At 68.1% G+C, this 17,771-nt stretch carries 21 protein-coding genes and 5 pseudogenes; 12 read left to right on the top strand and 14 right to left on the bottom strand.

The genetic code is table 11. The features are described 5' to 3' along the window. Positions 1-292: 292 nt before the first annotated feature. Both ACZ4UV_RS32935 and ACZ4UV_RS32930 read right to left on the bottom strand, forming a co-directional pair. Positions 293-574 (bottom strand): HU family DNA-binding protein, encoded by a 282-nt coding sequence (locus tag ACZ4UV_RS32935; RefSeq protein WP_390035373.1) that lies wholly within the window; start codon positions 572-574, stop codon positions 293-295. Beyond that, positions 571-1,035 carry a hypothetical protein gene (locus tag ACZ4UV_RS32930; RefSeq protein WP_467842843.1) on the bottom strand — a complete coding sequence of 155 codons (465 nt, stop codon included), beginning with the start codon at positions 1,033-1,035 and terminating at the stop codon, positions 571-573. Before ACZ4UV_RS32930 ends, ACZ4UV_RS32935 begins: the two co-directional genes overlap by 4 nt. Here ACZ4UV_RS32930 and ACZ4UV_RS32925 point away from each other — a divergent pair. Further along, positions 1,022-1,436: pseudogene (locus tag ACZ4UV_RS32925) on the top strand (cytidine/deoxycytidylate deaminase family protein); the annotation flags it as partial. The gene ACZ4UV_RS32930 and the pseudogene ACZ4UV_RS32925 overlap by 14 nt on opposite strands. Here the strand turns inward: ACZ4UV_RS32925 and ACZ4UV_RS32920 are convergent. Beyond that, positions 1,345-2,238, bottom strand: coding sequence for a helix-turn-helix transcriptional regulator (locus ACZ4UV_RS32920; RefSeq protein ID WP_467842840.1), 894 nt, complete (start codon positions 2,236-2,238; stop codon positions 1,345-1,347). The pseudogene ACZ4UV_RS32925 and the gene ACZ4UV_RS32920 sit on opposite strands and share 92 nt — an antisense overlap. A 92-nt stretch (positions 2,239-2,330) precedes the next feature. On the opposite strand from ACZ4UV_RS32920, the gene ACZ4UV_RS32915 reads away from it, so the two are divergent. Beyond that, positions 2,331-2,696, top strand: coding sequence for a VOC family protein (locus ACZ4UV_RS32915; RefSeq protein WP_467842837.1), 366 nt, complete (start codon positions 2,331-2,333; stop codon positions 2,694-2,696). A 148-nt stretch (positions 2,697-2,844) separates the two neighbouring features. After that, complete coding sequence (locus ACZ4UV_RS32910; protein ID WP_467842835.1) at positions 2,845-3,123, top strand: alpha/beta fold hydrolase; 279 nt, start codon at positions 2,845-2,847, stop codon at positions 3,121-3,123. Between the two features lie 20 nt (positions 3,124-3,143). Here ACZ4UV_RS32910 and ACZ4UV_RS32905 read toward each other — a convergent pair whose 3' ends face one another. Beyond that, positions 3,144-3,680 (bottom strand): SDR family NAD(P)-dependent oxidoreductase, encoded by a 537-nt coding sequence (locus ACZ4UV_RS32905; protein ID WP_467842941.1) that lies wholly within the window; start codon positions 3,678-3,680, stop codon positions 3,144-3,146. A gap of 40 nt (positions 3,681-3,720) precedes the next feature. After that, positions 3,721-4,083 (bottom strand): annotated as a pseudogene (locus tag ACZ4UV_RS32900) (SDR family NAD(P)-dependent oxidoreductase); the annotation flags it as partial. Between the two features lie 101 nt (positions 4,084-4,184). Here ACZ4UV_RS32900 and ACZ4UV_RS32895 point away from each other — a divergent pair. Continuing rightward, on the top strand, positions 4,185-5,120 hold the full coding sequence (locus ACZ4UV_RS32895) for a glycoside hydrolase family 3 C-terminal domain-containing protein (protein ID WP_467842832.1): 936 nt from the start codon (positions 4,185-4,187) through the stop codon (positions 5,118-5,120). Positions 5,121-5,251: 131 nt separating this feature from the next. Continuing rightward, positions 5,252-5,464 (top strand): hypothetical protein, encoded by a 213-nt coding sequence (locus ACZ4UV_RS32890; RefSeq protein WP_451016040.1) that lies wholly within the window; start codon positions 5,252-5,254, stop codon positions 5,462-5,464. 148 nt (positions 5,465-5,612) lie between these two features. Here ACZ4UV_RS32890 and ACZ4UV_RS32885 read toward each other — a convergent pair whose 3' ends face one another. The 4 genes from ACZ4UV_RS32885 to ACZ4UV_RS32870 form a co-directional block, all read right to left on the bottom strand. Next, a complete protein-coding gene (locus tag ACZ4UV_RS32885; protein ID WP_451016041.1) occupies positions 5,613-7,541 on the bottom strand; it encodes a caspase, EACC1-associated type in 1,929 nt (642 codons plus the stop codon). Next, positions 7,531-7,857, bottom strand: a complete 327-nt coding sequence (locus tag ACZ4UV_RS32880) for an effector-associated constant component EACC1 (RefSeq protein WP_351502426.1) — start codon at positions 7,855-7,857, stop codon at positions 7,531-7,533. The genes ACZ4UV_RS32885 and ACZ4UV_RS32880 overlap by 11 nt, the downstream gene beginning before the upstream one ends. 924 nt (positions 7,858-8,781) lie before the next feature. After that, positions 8,782-9,645, bottom strand: a complete 864-nt coding sequence (locus tag ACZ4UV_RS32875) for an aminoglycoside phosphotransferase family protein (RefSeq protein WP_390035383.1) — start codon at positions 9,643-9,645, stop codon at positions 8,782-8,784. Positions 9,646-9,906: 261 nt separating this feature from the next. Further along, positions 9,907-10,614: a TetR/AcrR family transcriptional regulator gene (locus ACZ4UV_RS32870; protein WP_390035384.1), complete on the bottom strand. Its 708-nt coding sequence runs from the start codon at positions 10,612-10,614 to the stop codon at positions 9,907-9,909. Positions 10,615-10,708: 94 nt separating this feature from the next. Between ACZ4UV_RS32870 and ACZ4UV_RS32865 the strand changes: the two genes are divergently transcribed. From ACZ4UV_RS32865 to ACZ4UV_RS32855, 3 genes and pseudogenes are all read left to right on the top strand, one after another. Continuing rightward, positions 10,709-11,188: an SRPBCC family protein gene (locus ACZ4UV_RS32865; protein WP_451016043.1), complete on the top strand. Its 480-nt coding sequence runs from the start codon at positions 10,709-10,711 to the stop codon at positions 11,186-11,188. Positions 11,189-11,225: 37 nt separating this feature from the next. Beyond that, positions 11,226-11,442: pseudogene (locus ACZ4UV_RS32860) on the top strand (IS701 family transposase); the annotation flags it as partial. Continuing rightward, a complete protein-coding gene (locus ACZ4UV_RS32855) occupies positions 11,387-11,857 on the top strand; it encodes a fibronectin type III-like domain-contianing protein (protein WP_467842825.1) in 471 nt (156 codons plus the stop codon). The pseudogene ACZ4UV_RS32860 and the gene ACZ4UV_RS32855, both read left to right, overlap by 56 nt. A gap of 69 nt (positions 11,858-11,926) precedes the next feature. Here ACZ4UV_RS32855 and ACZ4UV_RS32850 read toward each other — a convergent pair whose 3' ends face one another. Then, the gene (locus ACZ4UV_RS32850; protein WP_390035387.1) at positions 11,927-12,466 is read right to left on the bottom strand and encodes a hypothetical protein; all 540 of its coding nucleotides are present in this window, start codon (positions 12,464-12,466) and stop codon (positions 11,927-11,929) included. A 293-nt stretch (positions 12,467-12,759) separates the two neighbouring features. Here ACZ4UV_RS32850 and ACZ4UV_RS32845 point away from each other — a divergent pair. Further along, positions 12,760-13,205: pseudogene (locus ACZ4UV_RS32845) on the top strand (alpha-L-rhamnosidase-related protein); the annotation flags it as partial. Between the two features lie 27 nt (positions 13,206-13,232). Next, positions 13,233-13,571 carry an alpha-L-rhamnosidase C-terminal domain-containing protein gene (locus tag ACZ4UV_RS32840; protein ID WP_451016073.1) on the top strand — a complete coding sequence of 113 codons (339 nt, stop codon included), beginning with the start codon at positions 13,233-13,235 and terminating at the stop codon, positions 13,569-13,571. A 211-nt stretch (positions 13,572-13,782) separates the two neighbouring features. Here the strand turns inward: ACZ4UV_RS32840 and ACZ4UV_RS32835 are convergent, their stop codons facing one another. After that, positions 13,783-14,274 carry a GNAT family N-acetyltransferase gene (locus tag ACZ4UV_RS32835; RefSeq protein WP_451016044.1) on the bottom strand — a complete coding sequence of 164 codons (492 nt, stop codon included), beginning with the start codon at positions 14,272-14,274 and terminating at the stop codon, positions 13,783-13,785. 268 nt (positions 14,275-14,542) lie between these two features. Continuing rightward, positions 14,543-14,923 carry a winged helix-turn-helix transcriptional regulator gene (locus tag ACZ4UV_RS32830; RefSeq protein ID WP_351496314.1) on the bottom strand — a complete coding sequence of 127 codons (381 nt, stop codon included), beginning with the start codon at positions 14,921-14,923 and terminating at the stop codon, positions 14,543-14,545. A 146-nt stretch (positions 14,924-15,069) separates the two neighbouring features. Here ACZ4UV_RS32830 and ACZ4UV_RS32825 point away from each other — a divergent pair, with 146 nt between their 5' ends. Further along, positions 15,070-15,477: a RidA family protein gene (locus ACZ4UV_RS32825; protein ID WP_451016045.1), complete on the top strand. Its 408-nt coding sequence runs from the start codon at positions 15,070-15,072 to the stop codon at positions 15,475-15,477. 57 nt (positions 15,478-15,534) lie between these two features. On the opposite strand, the pseudogene ACZ4UV_RS32820 reads toward ACZ4UV_RS32825, so the two are convergent. Beyond that, positions 15,535-15,991: pseudogene (locus tag ACZ4UV_RS32820) on the bottom strand (CoA-transferase); the annotation flags it as partial. Here ACZ4UV_RS32820 and ACZ4UV_RS32815 point away from each other — a divergent pair. Next, positions 15,914-16,357 carry a LysR family substrate-binding domain-containing protein gene (locus ACZ4UV_RS32815; protein ID WP_467842819.1) on the top strand — a complete coding sequence of 148 codons (444 nt, stop codon included), beginning with the start codon at positions 15,914-15,916 and terminating at the stop codon, positions 16,355-16,357. The pseudogene ACZ4UV_RS32820 and the gene ACZ4UV_RS32815 overlap by 78 nt on opposite strands. Positions 16,358-16,371: 14 nt before the next feature. Here ACZ4UV_RS32815 and ACZ4UV_RS32810 read toward each other — a convergent pair whose 3' ends face one another. After that, on the bottom strand, positions 16,372-17,289 hold the full coding sequence (locus tag ACZ4UV_RS32810; RefSeq protein WP_467842816.1) for a class I SAM-dependent methyltransferase: 918 nt from the start codon (positions 17,287-17,289) through the stop codon (positions 16,372-16,374). Between the last annotated feature and the right edge of the window lie 482 nt (positions 17,290-17,771).

Here is a 17,771-nt window from a genome sequence, read left to right as displayed (position 1 = left end):
AGGGTGGGCCGTTCGACGATGTGCTGATTCATGGCTTCCCCAGCGTTGCGGACGCGCGGGCCTGATATGAGAGCCCGGCCTACCAGGCAGCGCTGCTCCACCGCCGGCCCGGTGCGGACCACCGCGTGTTCATCGTCGAAGGAGTCGACGACACCCGGGTCCGATGAGATAGCGGCGCCGGGTCGCAGCGATGGCTTCCCCATACGGATCTGCACCACTGCAGGGGCCCGCCCGGGGGGCTGCCGGCGGGCCGCCGCACTCGGGCGGCGGCCCGGGGCTGCCACCGGTGGGTCTACTTGCCCTTGGCGGATTCCTTGAGCTTCGAGCCCGCGGAGACCTTCACGCTGTAGCCGGCGGGGATGTCGATCGGCTCGCCGGTCTGCGGGTTGCGCGCGGTGCGTGCGGCACGGTGGGTGCGCTCGAAGGTCAGGAAGCCGGGGATGGTGACCTTCTCGTCGCCCTTGGAGACGATGTCGCCGACGACATCGGCGAACGCGGCCAGCACGGCGTCGGCGTCTTTGCGAGTCACCTCGGCACGGTCGGCCAGCGCGGCCACCAGCTCACTGCGATTCATGATCCTGCTCTCCAGTTCTGTGGATCACCCTGGCCATGTGCGAACCGCCCAGGGCACGTCCTCGACATCCTGCCACCGGGGTCTGACAGCGCCGTGGTGCCGGGGGCCGGATCTTGGCAGCGGGGCGGGATCTGGGAGGCCCCGCCGGGGATTTCGCGGGGTGCGGTAGCCCTGCGCGCTCGGCCCGAGCGCCCGCGGACGCTCGGGCCGGATGCGCCCTTGTTCGGGTAGGCCTTGATCCGCTGCTTGAAGTCGCAGGTGGCGAAGCCGATCTCCGCCTCGTCCGTGTCGACGAACACCAGCTTCCCCGATCCGATGTTCTTCAGGCACGCATCGGTGCAGGTCATGTAGTCCTTGCCAGCGGGTTTGTCGTAGCACCAGTCGACCAGCTCGACCGCAGGTGCGACGGTTGCTGCGGCGGCTGCCGCAGCGGGGGACTTTCCGGCCTTGAAGACGACCACGAAGACCTACCCCGTCGACCACGAACTCATCCAGGCCGCGGCGCACGTCGCGCGCACTCGCTGCCGCGGCGACAACCACGCCATGGCGGCCGCGGCCCGTGCCCGGGACGGCCGGATCGTCACTGCGGTGAACGCCCACCACTTCACGGGAGTCCCCCTGCGCCGAGCTGGTCGTCATTGGCGCGGCAGCCGCCCAGGGCGCGTACGAGCCGGACACGATTGTCGCTGTGGGCGACCCCGACCGGGGGGTTGTTTCCCCGTGCGTCCGGTGCCGTCAGGACCTTCTCGACTACTTTCCCGCCCTCCAGGTCATCGTCGGCGACGACGACCGTCTCCGAGCCGTCCTTGTCGCCGACTTGCTGCCTGAAGGCCACGTCTGGGCCGATCACCAGCTCGACGCCGAGTCGACCGCGCCACTCGGCACGAGCTGGCACCGTCGGCCGGCAACAGGGCGAACGTTGCGATCTGGGTCTGGTCGATGGTGGCGCTGACCTCTATCGCATGGTTGTGTTCCCACTGATCAATGAGCGCGGCAGCGACGGTGGCCAGGGTCTGGCTCTCGCGGATCCGTCGTGGCTGGTCGACTTCTTTCCACGTCGTGATCCGTTCGAGTCGGTACATCCGTGGCACTCGGGCACAGTCGGCGACGAGGTACCAGGTGCCGGCCTTGGCGAACAGCCCGTAGGGATCCACGACCACGTCGCGTGGGCATGACTCGCGTGGGCTGTCGTACTCGATCCGTAGCCGGCGACCTCGCCGCACTGCGCCGATCAGCGAAGCCGGAGTCGGGCCGGAAGTTCGTGCCTGATGCCAGGGACGGCTGTCCACGTGCACTACGTCGGTGAGCGGCAGGAGCTCATGAACTCGACGTGGCTGTGTAGCGAGGATCTTGGAGAGCGCGCGCCGGCTTTCGGCCGATGCGTTGAGCTCCGCACGTTGCTTCTCATCCAGCCCGGTGAGCGACAGATGATCACGCTCGCCCGGTGTGAGTCGCGTGAGGTCGGGCCCGGACCCGGGCAGCATGGTCACGCCTCCGAGGCGGCCCCGCTGTGCGGTCACCGGCAAACCGGCGTCGCGGAGCCAGTTCAGGTCTCGGGTGATGGTTCGAAGGGACACCCCGAGCGCTGAGGCAAGTTCCTGTGTGGTCACGGCATCCCTCGATGTGAGGAGCAGCATCAGGGCGAAGAAGCGATCTGGGGTCACACACCAATTTTTTCAGGAATTGCGACACGATGCGGCGCATATCCCGGTCAGGCTGGTGAATGCGTACCTACGACCTGTGAGAAGGAAAGATCATGACCGCATCCGTCGTGTCCATCGTCTACGTGAACGACGCTCCCGCCGCAGCTCACTTCTACGGCGACCTCCTCGGCATGAGCCCCTCGTTCGAGACCCCGGGATACATCACCTTCGAACTCGGGCCAGGCGCTGACCTCGCTGTGTGGTCTGGCCAGTTCGAGGATCTGTCACCGGACGTCCCGCGCACCAGTGAGGTCTGCCTGGCCATCGACGGTGGACCCGACGAGCTCAACGCGACCTTTGAGCAGTGGAAGTCCAAGGGGGTCACGATCCTGCGCGAGCCTCATGATATGGGGTTCGGGCTGACCTTCCTCGCAGCCGATCCTGACGGGAACCGTATCCGCGTCGCACCGCGGGGCTGAAAGGCCGCAATGCGGCAGTCGCGCACGACAGGTGTCGCGCCTGCCGTCGTCCGACTTCGAGAGGACGACGAGTACCCCGCGCGAATGCGCCCCTGAGCGTCGACGGCTGTATCGCCCAGGCCTTCGACGACCCGGACATGTTCCCATCGTGTTCCACAACTACCGCCGGCGTCCCGGCCTCGCACCGGGCGACCCGCGCTATGACGGCCTCGACGCGAAGCTCCCCGAAGGGCGGCCCGTTCACGTGCCCACCGTCACCCTCGACGGCGCGCTGGCCCCCTTCACCCCTCCCGGAAACGGAGCCGCCTACCGCAGCAGGTTCACCGGTCCCTGCTTCCACCGCACGCCGCAGGGCATCGGCCACAACGTGCCGCGCGAGGCGCCCGAGGCGTACATCCGCGCGGTCCTGAACGCTGACCGCATGTGAGATCTCGCGGGCCGAGCGCCTCACCTGCTGATGGCGTGCTCCGAGACGTCCCAGAGGCGCAGTGCCGCCTCGGGGTCGAGGGCATGGTCGACCACGCCGACAGGCTCCGGGCCGCCGTCGTAGGGCAGAGCCTGGTTGCAGTCCTCGAAGTAACGCCCGCCAATTCCGTCGAGCAGGGGTGACGTGGCCACGAACACAGAGGTAGCGGCTCCTTGCGCAGGTGTTTCGTACACAGCCGTCGGGTCCGTACGAAAGCCCTCGATCACGTTCTCGGGCAGGTGGCGAACCAGGTTTGTCGTGATCCCTCCCGGGTGCAGGGCGTTCGCGGTGATCCCGTCGTCGGCCCGGTGCCGGTTCGCCTCAACGGCGAAGAGCACATTGGCGGTTTTGGACTGTCCGTAGGCCAGCCACGGATCGTAGTCGCGCTCGAGGAAGCTGATGTCGTCGAACACGACGGGCGAGCGCAGATGGCCGCGGGAACCGACCGAGACGATCCGGGCACCGTTCGCGGCCGCCAGGGCGTCGTGGAGGGCGTTGGCGAGTGCGAAAATGGCCAAGGTGGTTGGTGGCGAACTGGAGCTCCCAGCCGGACACGGTCCGCGTCAACGGGGTCGCCATGATGCCGGCGTTGTGGATCAGAGCGTGCAGAGGCCTCGTGTCCCACTCGGCAGCGAAACGTCGCACCGAGGAAAGGTCTGCGAGGTCGAGCTGCGCGACCGTGACCCGGGGGGAGTTGAGGCCGGTGTTGATGTCCTCGGCCACGCTGTGGCCGGCCTGCGGGTTGCGCACGGCGATGAGGACATCGGCACCGGCACCGGCCAGTGCGCGTGCGGTCTCGATGCCGATGCCGGAGGAACCGCCGGTGACGATCAACCGTTTGCCGTGGAGGTCGTTCCCGTCGACCACTTCGGCTGCGGTGGAGACTGCGTTGAAGGAGCTGGTGATGAGATCGTGCGTCATGTCGTCTTCCTGTGGTCAAGAGGGCTCAGAAACCGGCCAGGGGCTGCGGCGGCAAGGGGCTTCGAGGCGTGCCGCCTCCGCATCCGTCAGGCGTAGGCTGAGTGAGCCGATCGCGTCCTGGAGGTGATGCGGCTTCCACCGGAGACGACCGCGAAGGCATCCAGGGAGCGGTGACGGCAGCCTCGGCGGCCGACCTGACGATCCTGGTCGTCGGCGACCGGTCCGGCATGTTCGGAGGGGGCACCTCCGGCGAAGGCTGCGATGTCGGCACGCTCACGCTTCCCGGAGTGCAGGAGGAACTGGTGGAGGCCGTCCTCGGCGCAGCTCGTCGTAGCGTCCTAGTCGCCGTCTCGGGTCGGCCGTACGCCATCGGCCGGCATGCCGGGGCGGCGGACGCGACCCTTCAGGCCTTCTTCCCCGGCGAGGAGGGCGCTGCAGCGCTCGCCGGTGTCCTCTCCGGCCGCGTCAACCCCTCTGGACGCCTGCCCGTACAGATCCCGGGGGACACGGCCGGCCAGCCGGGCACCTACCTCGCACCCCCGCTCGCACTCAAGAGCGACGGCGTGAGCAACATCGACCCCACGCCGGCCGTCCCGTTCGGACACGGCCTGTCCTACTCCACCTTCGCCATCGAGGACATCGATGCGGACGCGGAGACCATTGCGGTCGACGGGTCGGTGACCGTCCGCACCACGATCGCCAACACCAGTTTGCGCGGCGGGACTTCGGTCCCGCAGCTGTATCTCACCGACCCGGTCGCCTCGGTCACCCGGCCTGTCCGCCGGCTGATCGGCTTCACCCGGGTCGAACTGGCCGCCGGTGAGAGCCGCACCGTGGAATTCGAGGTCCACGCCGACCTGACCAGCTTCACCGGGCGGGACCTGCGCCGCCGCGTCGAACCCGGCCGCATCGTGCTGACCGTCGCCCAGTCGGCCGGCGACCCCGGCCGGTCCGTGGAGGTGGAACTGCTCGGTGAGACACGCTTCGTCGGCCACACCCGGACCATGACGACCACCGTCACGCCTCTCCCCGGCTGAGCCCATCCCGTTACTTACCCACCCTCGCCATCACAGGAGTAGCACGATGCCCTCAGTCACGCCAACATCCGCCCGCGTCACCGTCCTTGACGTCCTCACGCCGCCCCCCCCCTGACGGAGCCCTGGCCCTGATGCCGACGTATTGCGCCTCGTGGCTGAACGTCGCCCCGGACGACCTGATATGCATCAACGACGCCGCCTGCCACGGCCACGTCCGCGACTGGGCCAAGGCCACCGTCCACATCCAGGACATCCTCGAACAGCACCCCGTAACCGCCTGGTTCAGCCGCGACACGGTCGGTATGTGCTTCAGCCTCCTCGACGACAGCAGTATCCGCAGCTGACCCGGAGCCCCCGGCGCATAATCGGCTGGCTATTGCTTCCCAAACCAGCGCCTCGTGAGCGTGCCGGCAGCCCGCCTGGGTCGCCGAGGCGAGCTGCCTGGTTCGCTTCAGGATCTTGCCGTGTGCGAAGCAGGAGGTCGGCAGCCGTTCAGCGGGTCGGCTTCCACAGGCGGACGGTCTGGTCGGCGCTGCCGCTGGCCAGCAGGTTGCCGTCCGGGCTGAAGGCCACCGAGTAGACGGCGCCGCGGTGACCGGCGAGGGCGCGGCCGAGGGGTACCGGGCGCGCGGATTGGGTCACATGCCAGAGGCGGATGGTGTGATCGCTGCTGCCGCTGGCCAGGACCTGTCCGTCGGGGCTGAACGCGACGGAGTTGACGGCGTCCTTGTGGCCGGTGGCGGTTCCGAGGAGCACCGGGTTCGCGGGATCGGTCACCTTCCACAGGCGGATGGTCCGGTCACCGCTGCCGCTGGCCAGCAGGTGCCCATTCGGGCTGAACGTCACACAGTAGACCCGGTCGGTGTGGCCGGGCAGGGCCGCGCCGATGGCCGCCAGGGGGTCGGCTACGTTCCACAGCCGGACGGCGTGGTCGGAGCCGCCGCTGCCCATGACGCTCTCGTCGTGGCTGAACGCTACCGACAGGACGGCATCGGTATGTCCGAAGACGGGTTTGCCGACGAGTTCGGGGTGCGTGGGGTCGGTGACCTTCCACAGGCGGATCGTACGGTCGCCGCTGCCGCCGGCCAGCAGTTCTCCACTGGGGCTGAAGGCGACCGAGAAGACGGCGTCCGTGTGGCCGGTGGCCGGTCGGCTGAGAAGTACCGGTTTCGCAGGGTCGGTCACTTTCAGCAGCCGTGCCTTCTGGTCGGCGCTGGCGTCGGCCAGAAGGCTTCCGTCGGGGCTGAAGACCACGGAATAGACCGTGTCCGTATGACCGGACAAGGGCGCACCGATGGGTTTGGGATGCGTGGGATCGGCGAGGTCCCAGAACCTGACCGTCTGGTCGGCGCTGCCGCTGGCCAGGAAACGCCCGCCTCGTTGGAAGGCCACCGAGTAGACGGCATCCGTGTGGCCGAGGATCGGCTGCCCCAGCGAGGTCATCGCCGCCGTCACCGCGTTCGAGGCCCCGCTGCCCGGCGCATCGGCTTCCCCAGCTGTCCCAGGGCCGCTGAAACGGCTTTTGAGGGTCATGAAGCTGTCGGCAACGGTCAGCCCGACGGCACCCGCGGCGGTCAGCAACATGCGCCGGTCCAGCATCGGCAGTTGTCCGGGAACGGCGGTTTCCAGGACATCCTCGCAGAGCACCTTGGCATTGCTCGGGTGGGCAGCATTGAGACAGAAGAGGAACCGGCGTGCTCCGCGGGTTCCGCTGTCCACCGGCTCGGGCAGACCGGCCCTTCGCAACTGGGCCCGCACCGCGAAGAAGACCTGCTCCATGCTCAGATCCGGCTTGGCAACGGTACGGACGCCGTTGCGTACGACCCGCAAGAACGCGTCGGTGAAACAGGTCAGGGTCTCGGTCGTCCTGGCCTTCTTGGTACTGCCGCTGGCCCCGATGACATACAGGCCGTCGTCTGCGTCGGCGTCTTCGTCCGGGTCGGTTTCATCGACGCCGACGAAGTCCAGTGCCTGGAACGTGCCGTTGGACCTGTTGGCGAGTTCGGCGTGGCAGCAGTCCAGGATGATCAGTGTGGTGGGCGGCTGGTGACGGCGGAGGATCTTGGCGAGGTTCTCGTAGAGCATTGCGGTGTGCGGCAACGCATCCCAGTCCGAGTCGGTTTTGCCGAGTGTCAGGGCGAGTTGGCCCTCGTGGGTGCGCACCCCGTGGCCGACGTAATACACCAGCAGCACTTCCCGGGTGTTACGGACCGCATCGAGCACCTTGCGGGCCAGGTCGTCCGGGGACGCCACGTCCACCAGAGACGTGACGCATTCGGTCGGCCATCCGCACCGCTTGCTGGTAAGGAGCTTCGCCATCGCGTTGACACACTCGGCCGCGGGCAGATTCGGGATGCCGGAGTCCTCGTATACGCCGTTGCCGATCAGGATGGCGCGGGCCCACGTCAGGTCACGGTCCACCCAGCAAATCCTCCAGGACCGGCCGTGCCTCTTCGAAGGTGTCGGCGGTGATCTCCAGCCGGACGTTTCCCTGCTGGATCTTCAGGACGAAACCCGGTCCCCTGGACTCCAGCAGCGATTTGACGATCTCCATGAACACCGCGACAGCGCCGCCCGAAGCGCAGGCCACGGTCAGCAGATCCACGACCGAGCCCTGGTATCCGGGCTCCAACAGCGCGGGAACTGCCTTCACCACGACCCCGCTGAGGCCTTGCAACTCGCCGTACAAGACGTCGAAGTCGTCCGGATCCTCGGTCGAGACCCCGACCGTGCCCACCCGCGCCCCCTTCGTGCCTGGCCTGTGCCTGATTGCGGAAGGCCGGTAACCGCGGCTGACGGATACCGGCCGTGTTGTGGTGCACAAGGCCGACGTCTTCACCGGCGGTTCGTGTGCGTCCAGCGAGGTCTGCGACATTGCGCGGACGAGTCGAACCGACTGTAGAACCGTCGTGACCGTTGTACCTGCACAAGAGCGGAACCATGCAGGAACTGCCCGCACATGACCGGGATCCAGTCGTACATGCGAGGCGGCGGCTTGTTTTTGCTACGGGGGACACGGTGCGTGAGGCTTCGGCTGGCCTGGACCCCCTCGTGAAGCCGCACAGATCACCTGCCATCCGCGTCAGGTTGTCCAGCGGGCAGACCACACCGAAGGCCGCGTTTACGGCTCCTGCCTGACCGGCGCATTCGACGCCACCGGCGGCGCCCGCGGGGTGACACTGCCGGCGAAGACGCTATTGCCGCCGTCCACCGATGGCTTGTGAAGAGCGGCGAGATCTGTCCCGACGTGCAGTTTTCCCTCTGGAGTCGGCACGGACCCGGCTGGCCGCAACACGGCGCCGAGGCCTCAACGCCCCCAAGTTCTTGCGGCCCTTGAGGGCCCGCTGCCGTCGTCCGCAGTTGCCCGGACAGTTGGGGCCTCTACCGCGTCAGGCAGTGAACTCTTCTCGGTAACGCCCCGTGACGGCTCGTGATCTTCGGCAGGTGGCGCGGCCGTGTCCGAGTACCGAGGTCTACGGCGCCGAGGTGTCCAAGCAGACCGTCTCCACCATCACCGGGCCGAGTTCGTGCCGTTCCTCTCGGTCCGCCTCTAAATCAAGTCCTGTTCATCGCACCGTCGAGACCACGGCCACTACTTCAAGTCAGGCGCCCCGGAGCGCACCACGCCAGGCTCTGCCAGGCCGAACCTGGAAGCCGTCCGCTACTCCAGTACCGATCGGAAGGCGCGCTCGCCGATGCCGCGCATCAGCGGGTTGTCCGCCGAGTGCGACAAGAAGACCAGGGACAGGGCGAGCGCCCACCCGCGGGCCCGCTCCCAGGTGGCGTCGTCCGCGCGGCCGTACGCCTGGCGCAGGGCGGCACGCTGCTCCGCCGTGAACAGCATCCAGGCCACGGACAGGTCAGCGGCGGGATCGCCGGAGGTGATGTCACCGAAGTCGATCACGGCGCTGATCCGGCCACGGTCGACCAGGATGTTGGCCGGGTGCAGGTCCCCGTGCAGCCACACCGGCGGCCCGTCCCAAGCACGTGCAGCGGCAGCCGCTTCCCAGATCTGCAGTGCGGTGGCGCGGTCGGCCCGGTCGACGTGCGCCAGCCCGTTCAGGACGCCTTCGGTGCGGCCGGCCAGCGGAATCCCGCGAAACGAGTTGACGGGCGCCTGCGAGGGAGCCGGGACGTGCAGCGCATCAAGAAAACCGCCCAGCGCTGCCGCGGCCGACCAGGGGTCCTCGGGCTCCGACCGCGCTGCGACCAGGCCCGGGAAGAACGGCACGACGCTCCAGGCCCACGGGTACTCAGCCGTCGGCCGCCCGACACGCACCGGCGCCGGCACAGGCAACGGCAGGCGGCCGGCCAACTCCGGCAACCACCGTTGCTCGTGCGCGACGAGCTCAGCGGCCAGGGCGCGCCGCGGCAACCGGACGAGGAACTCCTCGCCCAGCCGACACACAAGGTTGTCCCAGCCGTTGGCCAGCACCTCGACGGGCAGGTGCGCCAGGTCGGGGTGCTGCTCGTCGAGTAGACGGCGCACCAGGTCGACAGAGACTGAAACCTCCGCGGCGGGCATGCGGTGAATTGTCACAGCCAGAACTCTACGGCGGCGGCCCGGCGCGCTTGGAGGCCGGAAAGGAAAGTGGCTTGGCTACGCAGGGCGATCACATGATCCGCCGGACAGACCCTGGTCGCACCATCGAAGGGCGACCACGCGAGTCCCGCGTGGGGAGGAGCTGTCGGCCGGGTTGTGGAGAACCTTGCCCGTGTCTGGGGGTTCCCGGATGTGCGCGAGCACACCCGTTCCCCCTGCCCATGCGTTCCATGGCTGAGCACGTCAGCGGGTCGGTGCTGTGCCTTCGAAAGAGGTCAGGCCGGTGTCGATGAGGGTGGCTGCGCGGCGGACGTCGGCGGTGACTGCCTCATGGATCTGTGTCGGCGTGCGGGCGCCGTCCAGGTGTTTCCCGAGGCTTTGGAACTGGATGGACCACAGTCCGAGCAGGGCTGTTGCCGCGATCTGAGGTTCCGGATCGGCCGGGTTGCTGCTGGTGCGCTGGGCCAGTGCCTCGGCCGCGGCGGTGACGAGGCGGTCGGTCATGTCTCGGTGGTAGGCCCGCAGCGAGGGCGTGGACCTGGTCAGCGTGCCGAAGCGCCTGATCATGGCGGCGGCGTGGCCGGGGTCGTCCTGCGCGGCGATCCAGGACGTCATGGCGCGCAACTCGTCGGAGAGGATCCGCAGTACAGCCTCGACCGGAGAGTGGTCCGTGTCACCCAGGCCGGCACGCAGGGCGGCCATGGTGGTCTCGCCTCGGTCCAGGATGAGCGATTCCTTGGTGGGGAAGTAGTTGAATACCGTCTTCTCCGAGACTCCGCATGCCTGGGCGATCTCTGACACGCGGACAGCGTCGAAGCCGCGCTCCAGGAACATTTCGGTCGCGGTGTCGGACAGGCGTTGCCGCAACCGGCGCTTCTTCTGCTCCCGCAAGCCTTCCGTCCCAGGCTCCGCGACCTCCGGATGCCATGCCGTCCAGTCCACCGTGCTCATGCCGTCAGAGTAGTACAGCAGCAGAACATTTACTGCTACTGTAAATTTTCAGTGGCTGTAATTTCTGCTTCTTCGTGACCGCTACAGGAGCACCATGAGCGCCATCCGCATCGTCCGCGACTACCCACATTCCCCCGCCAAGGTCTGGCACGCCGTCACCGACCCCGGCCTCATACCGCTATGGACCGCGACCGGAGCCGGGGCGCACCCGGAAGGATTCACCACCACCGAGGGCGCCCGGTTCCAGTTCATCGCCAAGCCCAAGCCCGGCTGGAGCGGCATCGTCGACTGCGTCGTGCTGGAGGTGGACGAGCCACGGCTGCTGCGCTACTCGTGGACCGACCCCGGCAGTAGCGAGACCACCGAGGTCGCCTACCGCATCGAACCCCATGGCAAAGGAACGCGATTCACCTACGACCACACGGGCTTCACGGGTGTGGGCGGGCTTCTGATGACCCAGATCCTGGGTCACGTCCGGAGGAAGATGCTGAGCGTCGGCCTGCCCGCCGTACTGAACGACCTGAACAAGGACGGCGAACTCCGTCCCGGAAGCACTCTCAAGCCCAAGACCTGACTCTCTCGTCGAGCCTGCCATCAGGTGAGGACGAGGGCTGGCCATCATGGTGCCGAAGCGGCCCCGGCAGAACCTGTCGGCAGGGGCCGGCGCCAAGGGTCACCGCTTCTGCGACTGGGCCGTGACTGGGCCGTCATCGGCCTGGTCAAGCCCCGCCCCGGCAGCATTGGCTGCTGATCCGCCGCAACCGCGCCACCGGTGAACTGGCTTACTACCGCTGCTGGTCGCCGGCTCCGGTGTCTTTGCACGCCCTTCGACCTGAGCGGGGTGTCGTACGGCACGGAGGTGGCCACGGACGGACGGCTCACCGTGTCGGCCGTCGCCGCCAACTCCGGTGCGCGGGCGGCCGCGACGGTCGCCCAGCTGTACGTGGGGCTGCGCACGCCGGGCCTGACCCGGCCGACCCAGCAGCTCGCCGGGTTCGAGCGGATCGTGCTCGCGGGGGCGAGCGGCGGCGGATCACGTTCACGGTCTCCAAGGCCAGTGACACCCCAGTTGACACGCCGCACGAAGGGCAGGCGGACTCCTCTCAAAGCGAGGCACGTATGTTCTCCGCTCGGCTTGACCAAGCTCTGCAATGATCAACAGTCACCTGAGGTGCGGCAAGCCGCGATGGCACTTCGCCGCCTGCTCCCCCGCCCATGGATGCCTGACGAAGCGTTCGTATGACGTCAATCGTCGAAGTCGACCGCACCTTGGAGCGGCAACGCTGAAGAGCCTTACTCGGCCAACGAGGCACTACGAGGTTCCGTGACGTTCGGTGAGCGGTCCGACACCGAGGTCTTCGCGCATCAACTTGCGCATACCGGCGGCTGCTTTGCCGCGTGCCTCCCAACGCGCGCGATCCTCCGGACTGCTGACCGCATCGCCGTCGACATAGCCGTCGCAGATGCGCCGCAGACAGTGGAAGACGCTGTTGGAGGCGCTCACTACGGGGTCGGGTGCGATGAGCCACATGCGTTCGGATGCCGTGGCGATGCCTGATTCCCGGAAGGCTTCGCGCAGCGCGAACGCCCGCTCGTCGTCGGATGGGTGCTCTCGCGCCGCCAGGGCCCGGAGGGTGTCACCGAGGGCCTTCACGGCGGTGGTGTATTGCGTGTAGACGTCGAGCCGCAGCCGAAGAGCGTCCTTCGCATCCTCCCTCTTCCAGCGATTCCGATCCGCGATGAGCGTGGCGACGATACCGATCGCGGCCCCGGCGAGGGTGGAGAGCAGCGGCAACCAAACCATGCGGGCCAGCTTGCGCCATACCGCGGCGCGGCACCAGGTGTGCCCCATGGCTGCCCGGCGATTGATGTTCTACAGAACCTTGACGTAGTTGAGGATTCGTGTGGGGGATTTCTCTCACTGGTACCCGTGCTCGCCCGAGAAGACGCTCGGCATGGTGATGGTGTCCTTCGACCGGAGCCCGCAGACGTACCGTCACTGGCGGCTGAGCACGGACGGGCCGCTCGCCTGGCTGGAGCTGGACGTCGACGAGCAGGGCGGCCTGGTTCCCGGCTACGAGCTCAAGCTCAACTCCTACGACCTGGGCGTGGACATCGTGCTGTACGACGCCGTGCAGCGGCCGCGTGCGGCACCCGTCCGGCGGACGTGCGGGGCATCCCGCTCACCCCGCTGGAGCGGGACATCGGCGACGACGGGACGCCGCCCGCTACACCGTGCTCGCCGAGCGCTTCCGCGACGCCTGGCGCACCGAGTTCCTCTCCCCCGACGGCCGTACCAGCGAGGACACCCAGGCGGGCTATGTGCGAGCGCTGGCTCTCGGTCTCGTCCCCGACGCGTTGCGTGCGGCCGCCGCCGCCCGGCTCGTCGAACTGATCCGCCTCGCCGGCACCCACCTGGGCACCGGCTTCCTCTCCACCGGCGACCTGCTCCCCGTCCTGGCCGACACCGGCCACGCCACCGTCGCCTACGAACTGCTCTTCCAGCGCACCGCCCCGTCCTGGCGGTGCATGCTCGACCGTGTGCCACCACGATCTGGGAGGACTGGGAGGGCGTCGACGCACACGGCACAGCCCACGACTCCCTGAACCACTACAGCATGGGCGCGGTGGTCCGCTTCCTGCACACCCACGCCCTCGGCCTGCGACAGGCGCCGGGCTCGGTCGCCTGGGAGTCCTTCGAGGTCGCGCCCGTCCCGCATCCGTCGCTGTCCTGGGCCCGGGGCACCCACGAGTCCCCGCAGGGCACGATCGCCGTCGAGTGGCGGCTGACCGACGACCACCTCACCATCACGGTCGAGGCCCCGCCCGCCACCACCGGCCGCGTCGTCTTCCCCGACGGCACGGCCACGACTGTCCCGCCCGGCGTCTTCAGCACGACCCGCCCCAGGGGCAAAGGGACGTTGAGAGAGGCGCCCGTGACCGGGTCCAAGCCGTGATCTCCGCCTACGACTTCGGACTCGTCCGCCCGGCCTGATCGTCCGCCCTCTCCCCCAGCAGGAGGCCATGTCGGTGGCCGCATGCGCACGCTGACCGCGGCCTGGCAGTCCCGCTTGCCCAGCACTCCGCGGTACCGGCGGACCGCCTTGACTGCTGCAGGGTCTGTATGTCGGCGCTCGGCCACCGATCACTCGATGAAACGAAGCACCGCTAACCGCGCGGGGGCAACGGGAGGATGAAGTAGCAGCCCCTGACGTCGTCGTCCCGCACGATCGGGTGAACGGCGAAGCCGAGCCGCAGTTTGAGCTGGTGGTTCTCGACGTTCTCACCCGAACTGTGCGACCTGACCTGGTGGCAGCCCTTCGTGCCGGCCGCCGCGGTGACCGCCCGCTGCAGGGCGGTGCCCACACCCTGTCGACGCCATCGCTCGGGAACGCCGAAGGCGAGGATTTTCGCCTCGTGCACCGCCTGTCCTTGGAGGGTGAAGGGCGGGCAGCCGGTGTCAGGGCCTACGGGCTGGACGACGTAGCGGCAGAAGCCCAGTGGCAGTGGGCCCGCCGAGTACGCGGCGAGCACATGGGAGCTCAGGTGGAATCCCGCGGTGAACCGTACCCAGTCGCTCTGCCCGAGTTCATCGATCAGTGCCCACACCGGGTCGTCCTCGACGTGGCCGCCCAGGACTTCCCTGACCTGAATTTCCATCCATGGGACGGTAACCACAGCCCTGCGCGGCCGCTACCGGATTTCCATGGCCGCCCATCACCCACGGGCGACATGACGGACGGCACTGTGCCGCATGAGGTTCGGAGGAGAATGCAACTCAGGGCCAGCGCACCCAGGGGCCGCACCAGCAGCGGTGGCGGGCTGTGAACGCGCCCCACCTCGTCGCCCTCGTCCGCGCCGGACCCCGCTTCGAACTCGGCCGGCTCGTCGAAGCAGCAGATGGCTCCGTCGGTGCGCGCTGCAGGCGTCAGGCATCGAAGCGGCGGCGGGCGGTCTCGATGTGGCCGAGGTAGGTGTGGGTCCAGTCGCACATTCCGTCGACGGTTGCGCGCAGGCCCTGGCCCGGTTCGGTGAGGGTGTACTCGACCCGGGGTGGCACCGTGGGGTGCACGGTGCGCTCGACCAGGCCGTTGCGCTCCAGCATGCGCAGGTTCTGGGTGAGCATCTTGTGGCTGATGCCCTCGATCTCGTTCCGCAGTTCGCTGAAGCGCAGGGTGTGCTCACCGAGGGTCTCGATGATCAGGAACGCCCACTTGTTGGCGACGTCGGAGAAGATCTCCCGCGCCAGGGAATCCGCGCGCCGGAGGTCCGCTTCCTCGGGTGAGCTCCTGAACTGCTTGGTCACCATCAGGTTCCCCAGTCACTGAAAAGTGCGTTCTTCCACGTCAGCGTTTACTCTCCTACGGTTTCCGAGTAACCACAAGAGAGTGAGAGCGCCCTGATCGGATCGCGTGGACGCGAGCCATGGGCATTCATGACAAGGAGACAGGCACCATGGCCATCACCCTGGTGAACCCCAGCGGACTGCCCAAGATCGATGTCTACCGGCAGGTGTCGATCGCATCCGGGTCGAAGCTGGTCTTCGTCGCCGGGCAGGTCGCCTGGGACGCCGACGGGGTCACGGTTGGCGAAGGCGACCTCGCCGCTCAGGTCGAGCAGTGCTACCTCAACATCGCCACCGCCCTGGCCGAGGCCGGCGGCTCCTTCGACGACGTTGCGAAACTGACCTTCTACGTCGTCGACTGGACCCCCGACAAGATGCCCCCGCTCCTGGAGGGCATCTCCCGGGCCGCCGTGAAGCTGGGGGTCACCCCGGTCCCGCCGACCACGCTGATCGGCGTCGCGGCACTTGACATCCCCGACCACCTGGTCGAGATCGAAGCCACCGCGATCCTCGACTGAACAGATGCTCTGGGGCCGCCGAGCACGAAAATGGCTTGGCGTTGTGCGTGAGTGCGGTCAGGCCAGCGGTACTTCGAGTCGCTCGGTCAGGCGGTCGTAGGTGATGCCGAAGGTCTCCAGCACCGTCACGCCGCCAGGACCCGTCTGACAGGTCGCGAGGTCCGTGTACACCCGGTCGACGCAGCCGAGTCCCGTGACCGGGTAGGTGCACTCCGGCACCAGCTTGGAGACGCCGTCCTCGGTGAACAGCGTCGTCATCACGAACACCCGCTTGGCGCCGATCGCCAGATCCATCGCTCCGCCGACGGCGGGGATGGCGTCGGGGGCGTCGGGGGCGTCGGTGTGCCAGTTGGCCAGGTCGCCGGCGGCCGACACCTGGTAGGCGCCCAGCACACAGATGTCGAGGTGTGCCGCGCGTCACGGCGAAGGGGTCGGCGTGGTGGAAGTAGGCGGCTCCGGGCAGTTCGGTGACGGGGATCTTCCCCGCGTTGGTGAGGTCCGGGTCGACCTCGTCCTCCTGGCCGGTGAGCCGTTCCTCGTCCATCCCTCGCAGGAACGGTCGAGTAAGCACGGCCGCGTGCTCGCCGCCTGCGCCCGCGCCGGATTCGAAACCTCGCCCATGATCGAGGTGGGCGAGACCTCGACCCTCGTCGCCTTCGTCGCGGCAGGCCACGGCGTCGCCCTCGTCCCGGAATCGGTGCAGAGCCTCCGCCTCGACGGTGTCGTCTACGTCCCACTCGCCGAGACCGAAACCGTCGACCTCGGGCTCGCCCGCCGAGCACGTGCCGAGTCGCGGGCCGTGGAACAGGTCGCGGCGATCGTCGGGCAGTGCATGAAGCAGCAGTCGACGCCGCGGCCGACAGCCCGTTCCCCTCTCTGATGCGCGTCCTCGTGTCAGTGGCTCTCCGCGACAGCCACGCGCCCCGATCGCAGGGAGGTCCGCCCTCGTACCGGGCTGCCGAGGGTGTGTGCGAAGGCGAGGAGTGGATCGTCCGACACCACCCGCATCCCGTGCCCCGCAAGCAGTTCCGCCATCCGCTGCGGCTTCCACAGCGACCGCCACGGCTCGCCCGACGTGACCGAGTTCCCGAGCGCGCGGGTCAGTAGTCGCCCCGCTGCCGCCTTCACCGACGGCGTCTGATAGTTGACGACGAGTGCACTGCCCGGGACCGTCCGGGCGGCGAGCGCAGCCACGGTGGCGCTCACCTGGCCGCGGGTCAGATATGGAACGACGCCTTCCCACAGCCAGGTCGTGGGCGCGGACGGGTCGTGCCCGGCGGCTTCCAATGCCGTACCGAGATCGTCGACGGCAAAATCCACGGGTGTGAACCGGACGCGACGGGCCGTGGTCGGCAGTGCAGCAGCGGTGCGACCGCTCTCGCCCGACCCCCGTACCGCCTGCGCGGCGTCGGCGAGACGAGCGCGCTTGTCCTGCTGGGAAGCTGGATGGTCGACCTCCCACACATCCGTCTGCGCGAGCTCGGGCAGACGCCACGCGCGCGTGTCGAGACCGGCTCCGAGGATCACCAACTGGCCGGTGACACGGGCGCGCAGGGCCTCGTCGATCGCGACCGTCCGCGGCACGACCAATTCAGCACACGCCCGTACGCTCTCGTACGTGGTGCGCGCCCGCCAGCCTTCCGGCGGAGTGCTCGCGCGCACCTCGTCGACGGGCAGACGCTCGGAGGCACGCAGCAGTCGTACCGCCACAGGATCGGAGAACCCACCTGGAGCAGCCCTGCCGTCCGCAGCCGCTCGCCCCTGGCAGACCAACACCGCCGTCTGACTCGCCGCACGTCCGCTCTGGTTCATAGGACCGATTCAACAGCAGCCTGCCAGATCGGGGGTATCGCCGAGGTGTCGACGGGCAGGAGCAGCACCGAGCCGCCGGACGTCATGGCCGTCAAGCAGCCTTGTGACGAGTAAGCCCGAAAAGTTTGCGTGAAAGCACATGATGGGCGTTCCAGAAGAGCATGGCCGCCAAGTGGAGTTCGATGCACGGTGACGCGACCGCTCCCGGGTGATCTCCGGGAGCCGTGCTGGTCATGAAGTCGAACCAGCCGTCGCACACGAGAAGGGCCCCAGCCATGCAGGACCAAGGATGACGGTCGGCCTTCGCAGCCATCGGGTGAGGGCGGTAGCGCCCAGGGCCGAGCTCAGCCGGACATTGAAGCCTATCCAGGTCGAGTTTGAATTCTGAGTGGTATAGGAACGTGGCAACGTGTGTTGCGAGGACGTCCGCCGGTCGACCGCCGTCAGTACGACTCTGCCTCTTCGACGGGCGTGCATGCACT

This window comes from Streptomyces sp. NPDC028289, from assembly GCF_055565975.1.
This window is presented reverse-complemented; position numbering and strand designations above follow the sequence as displayed.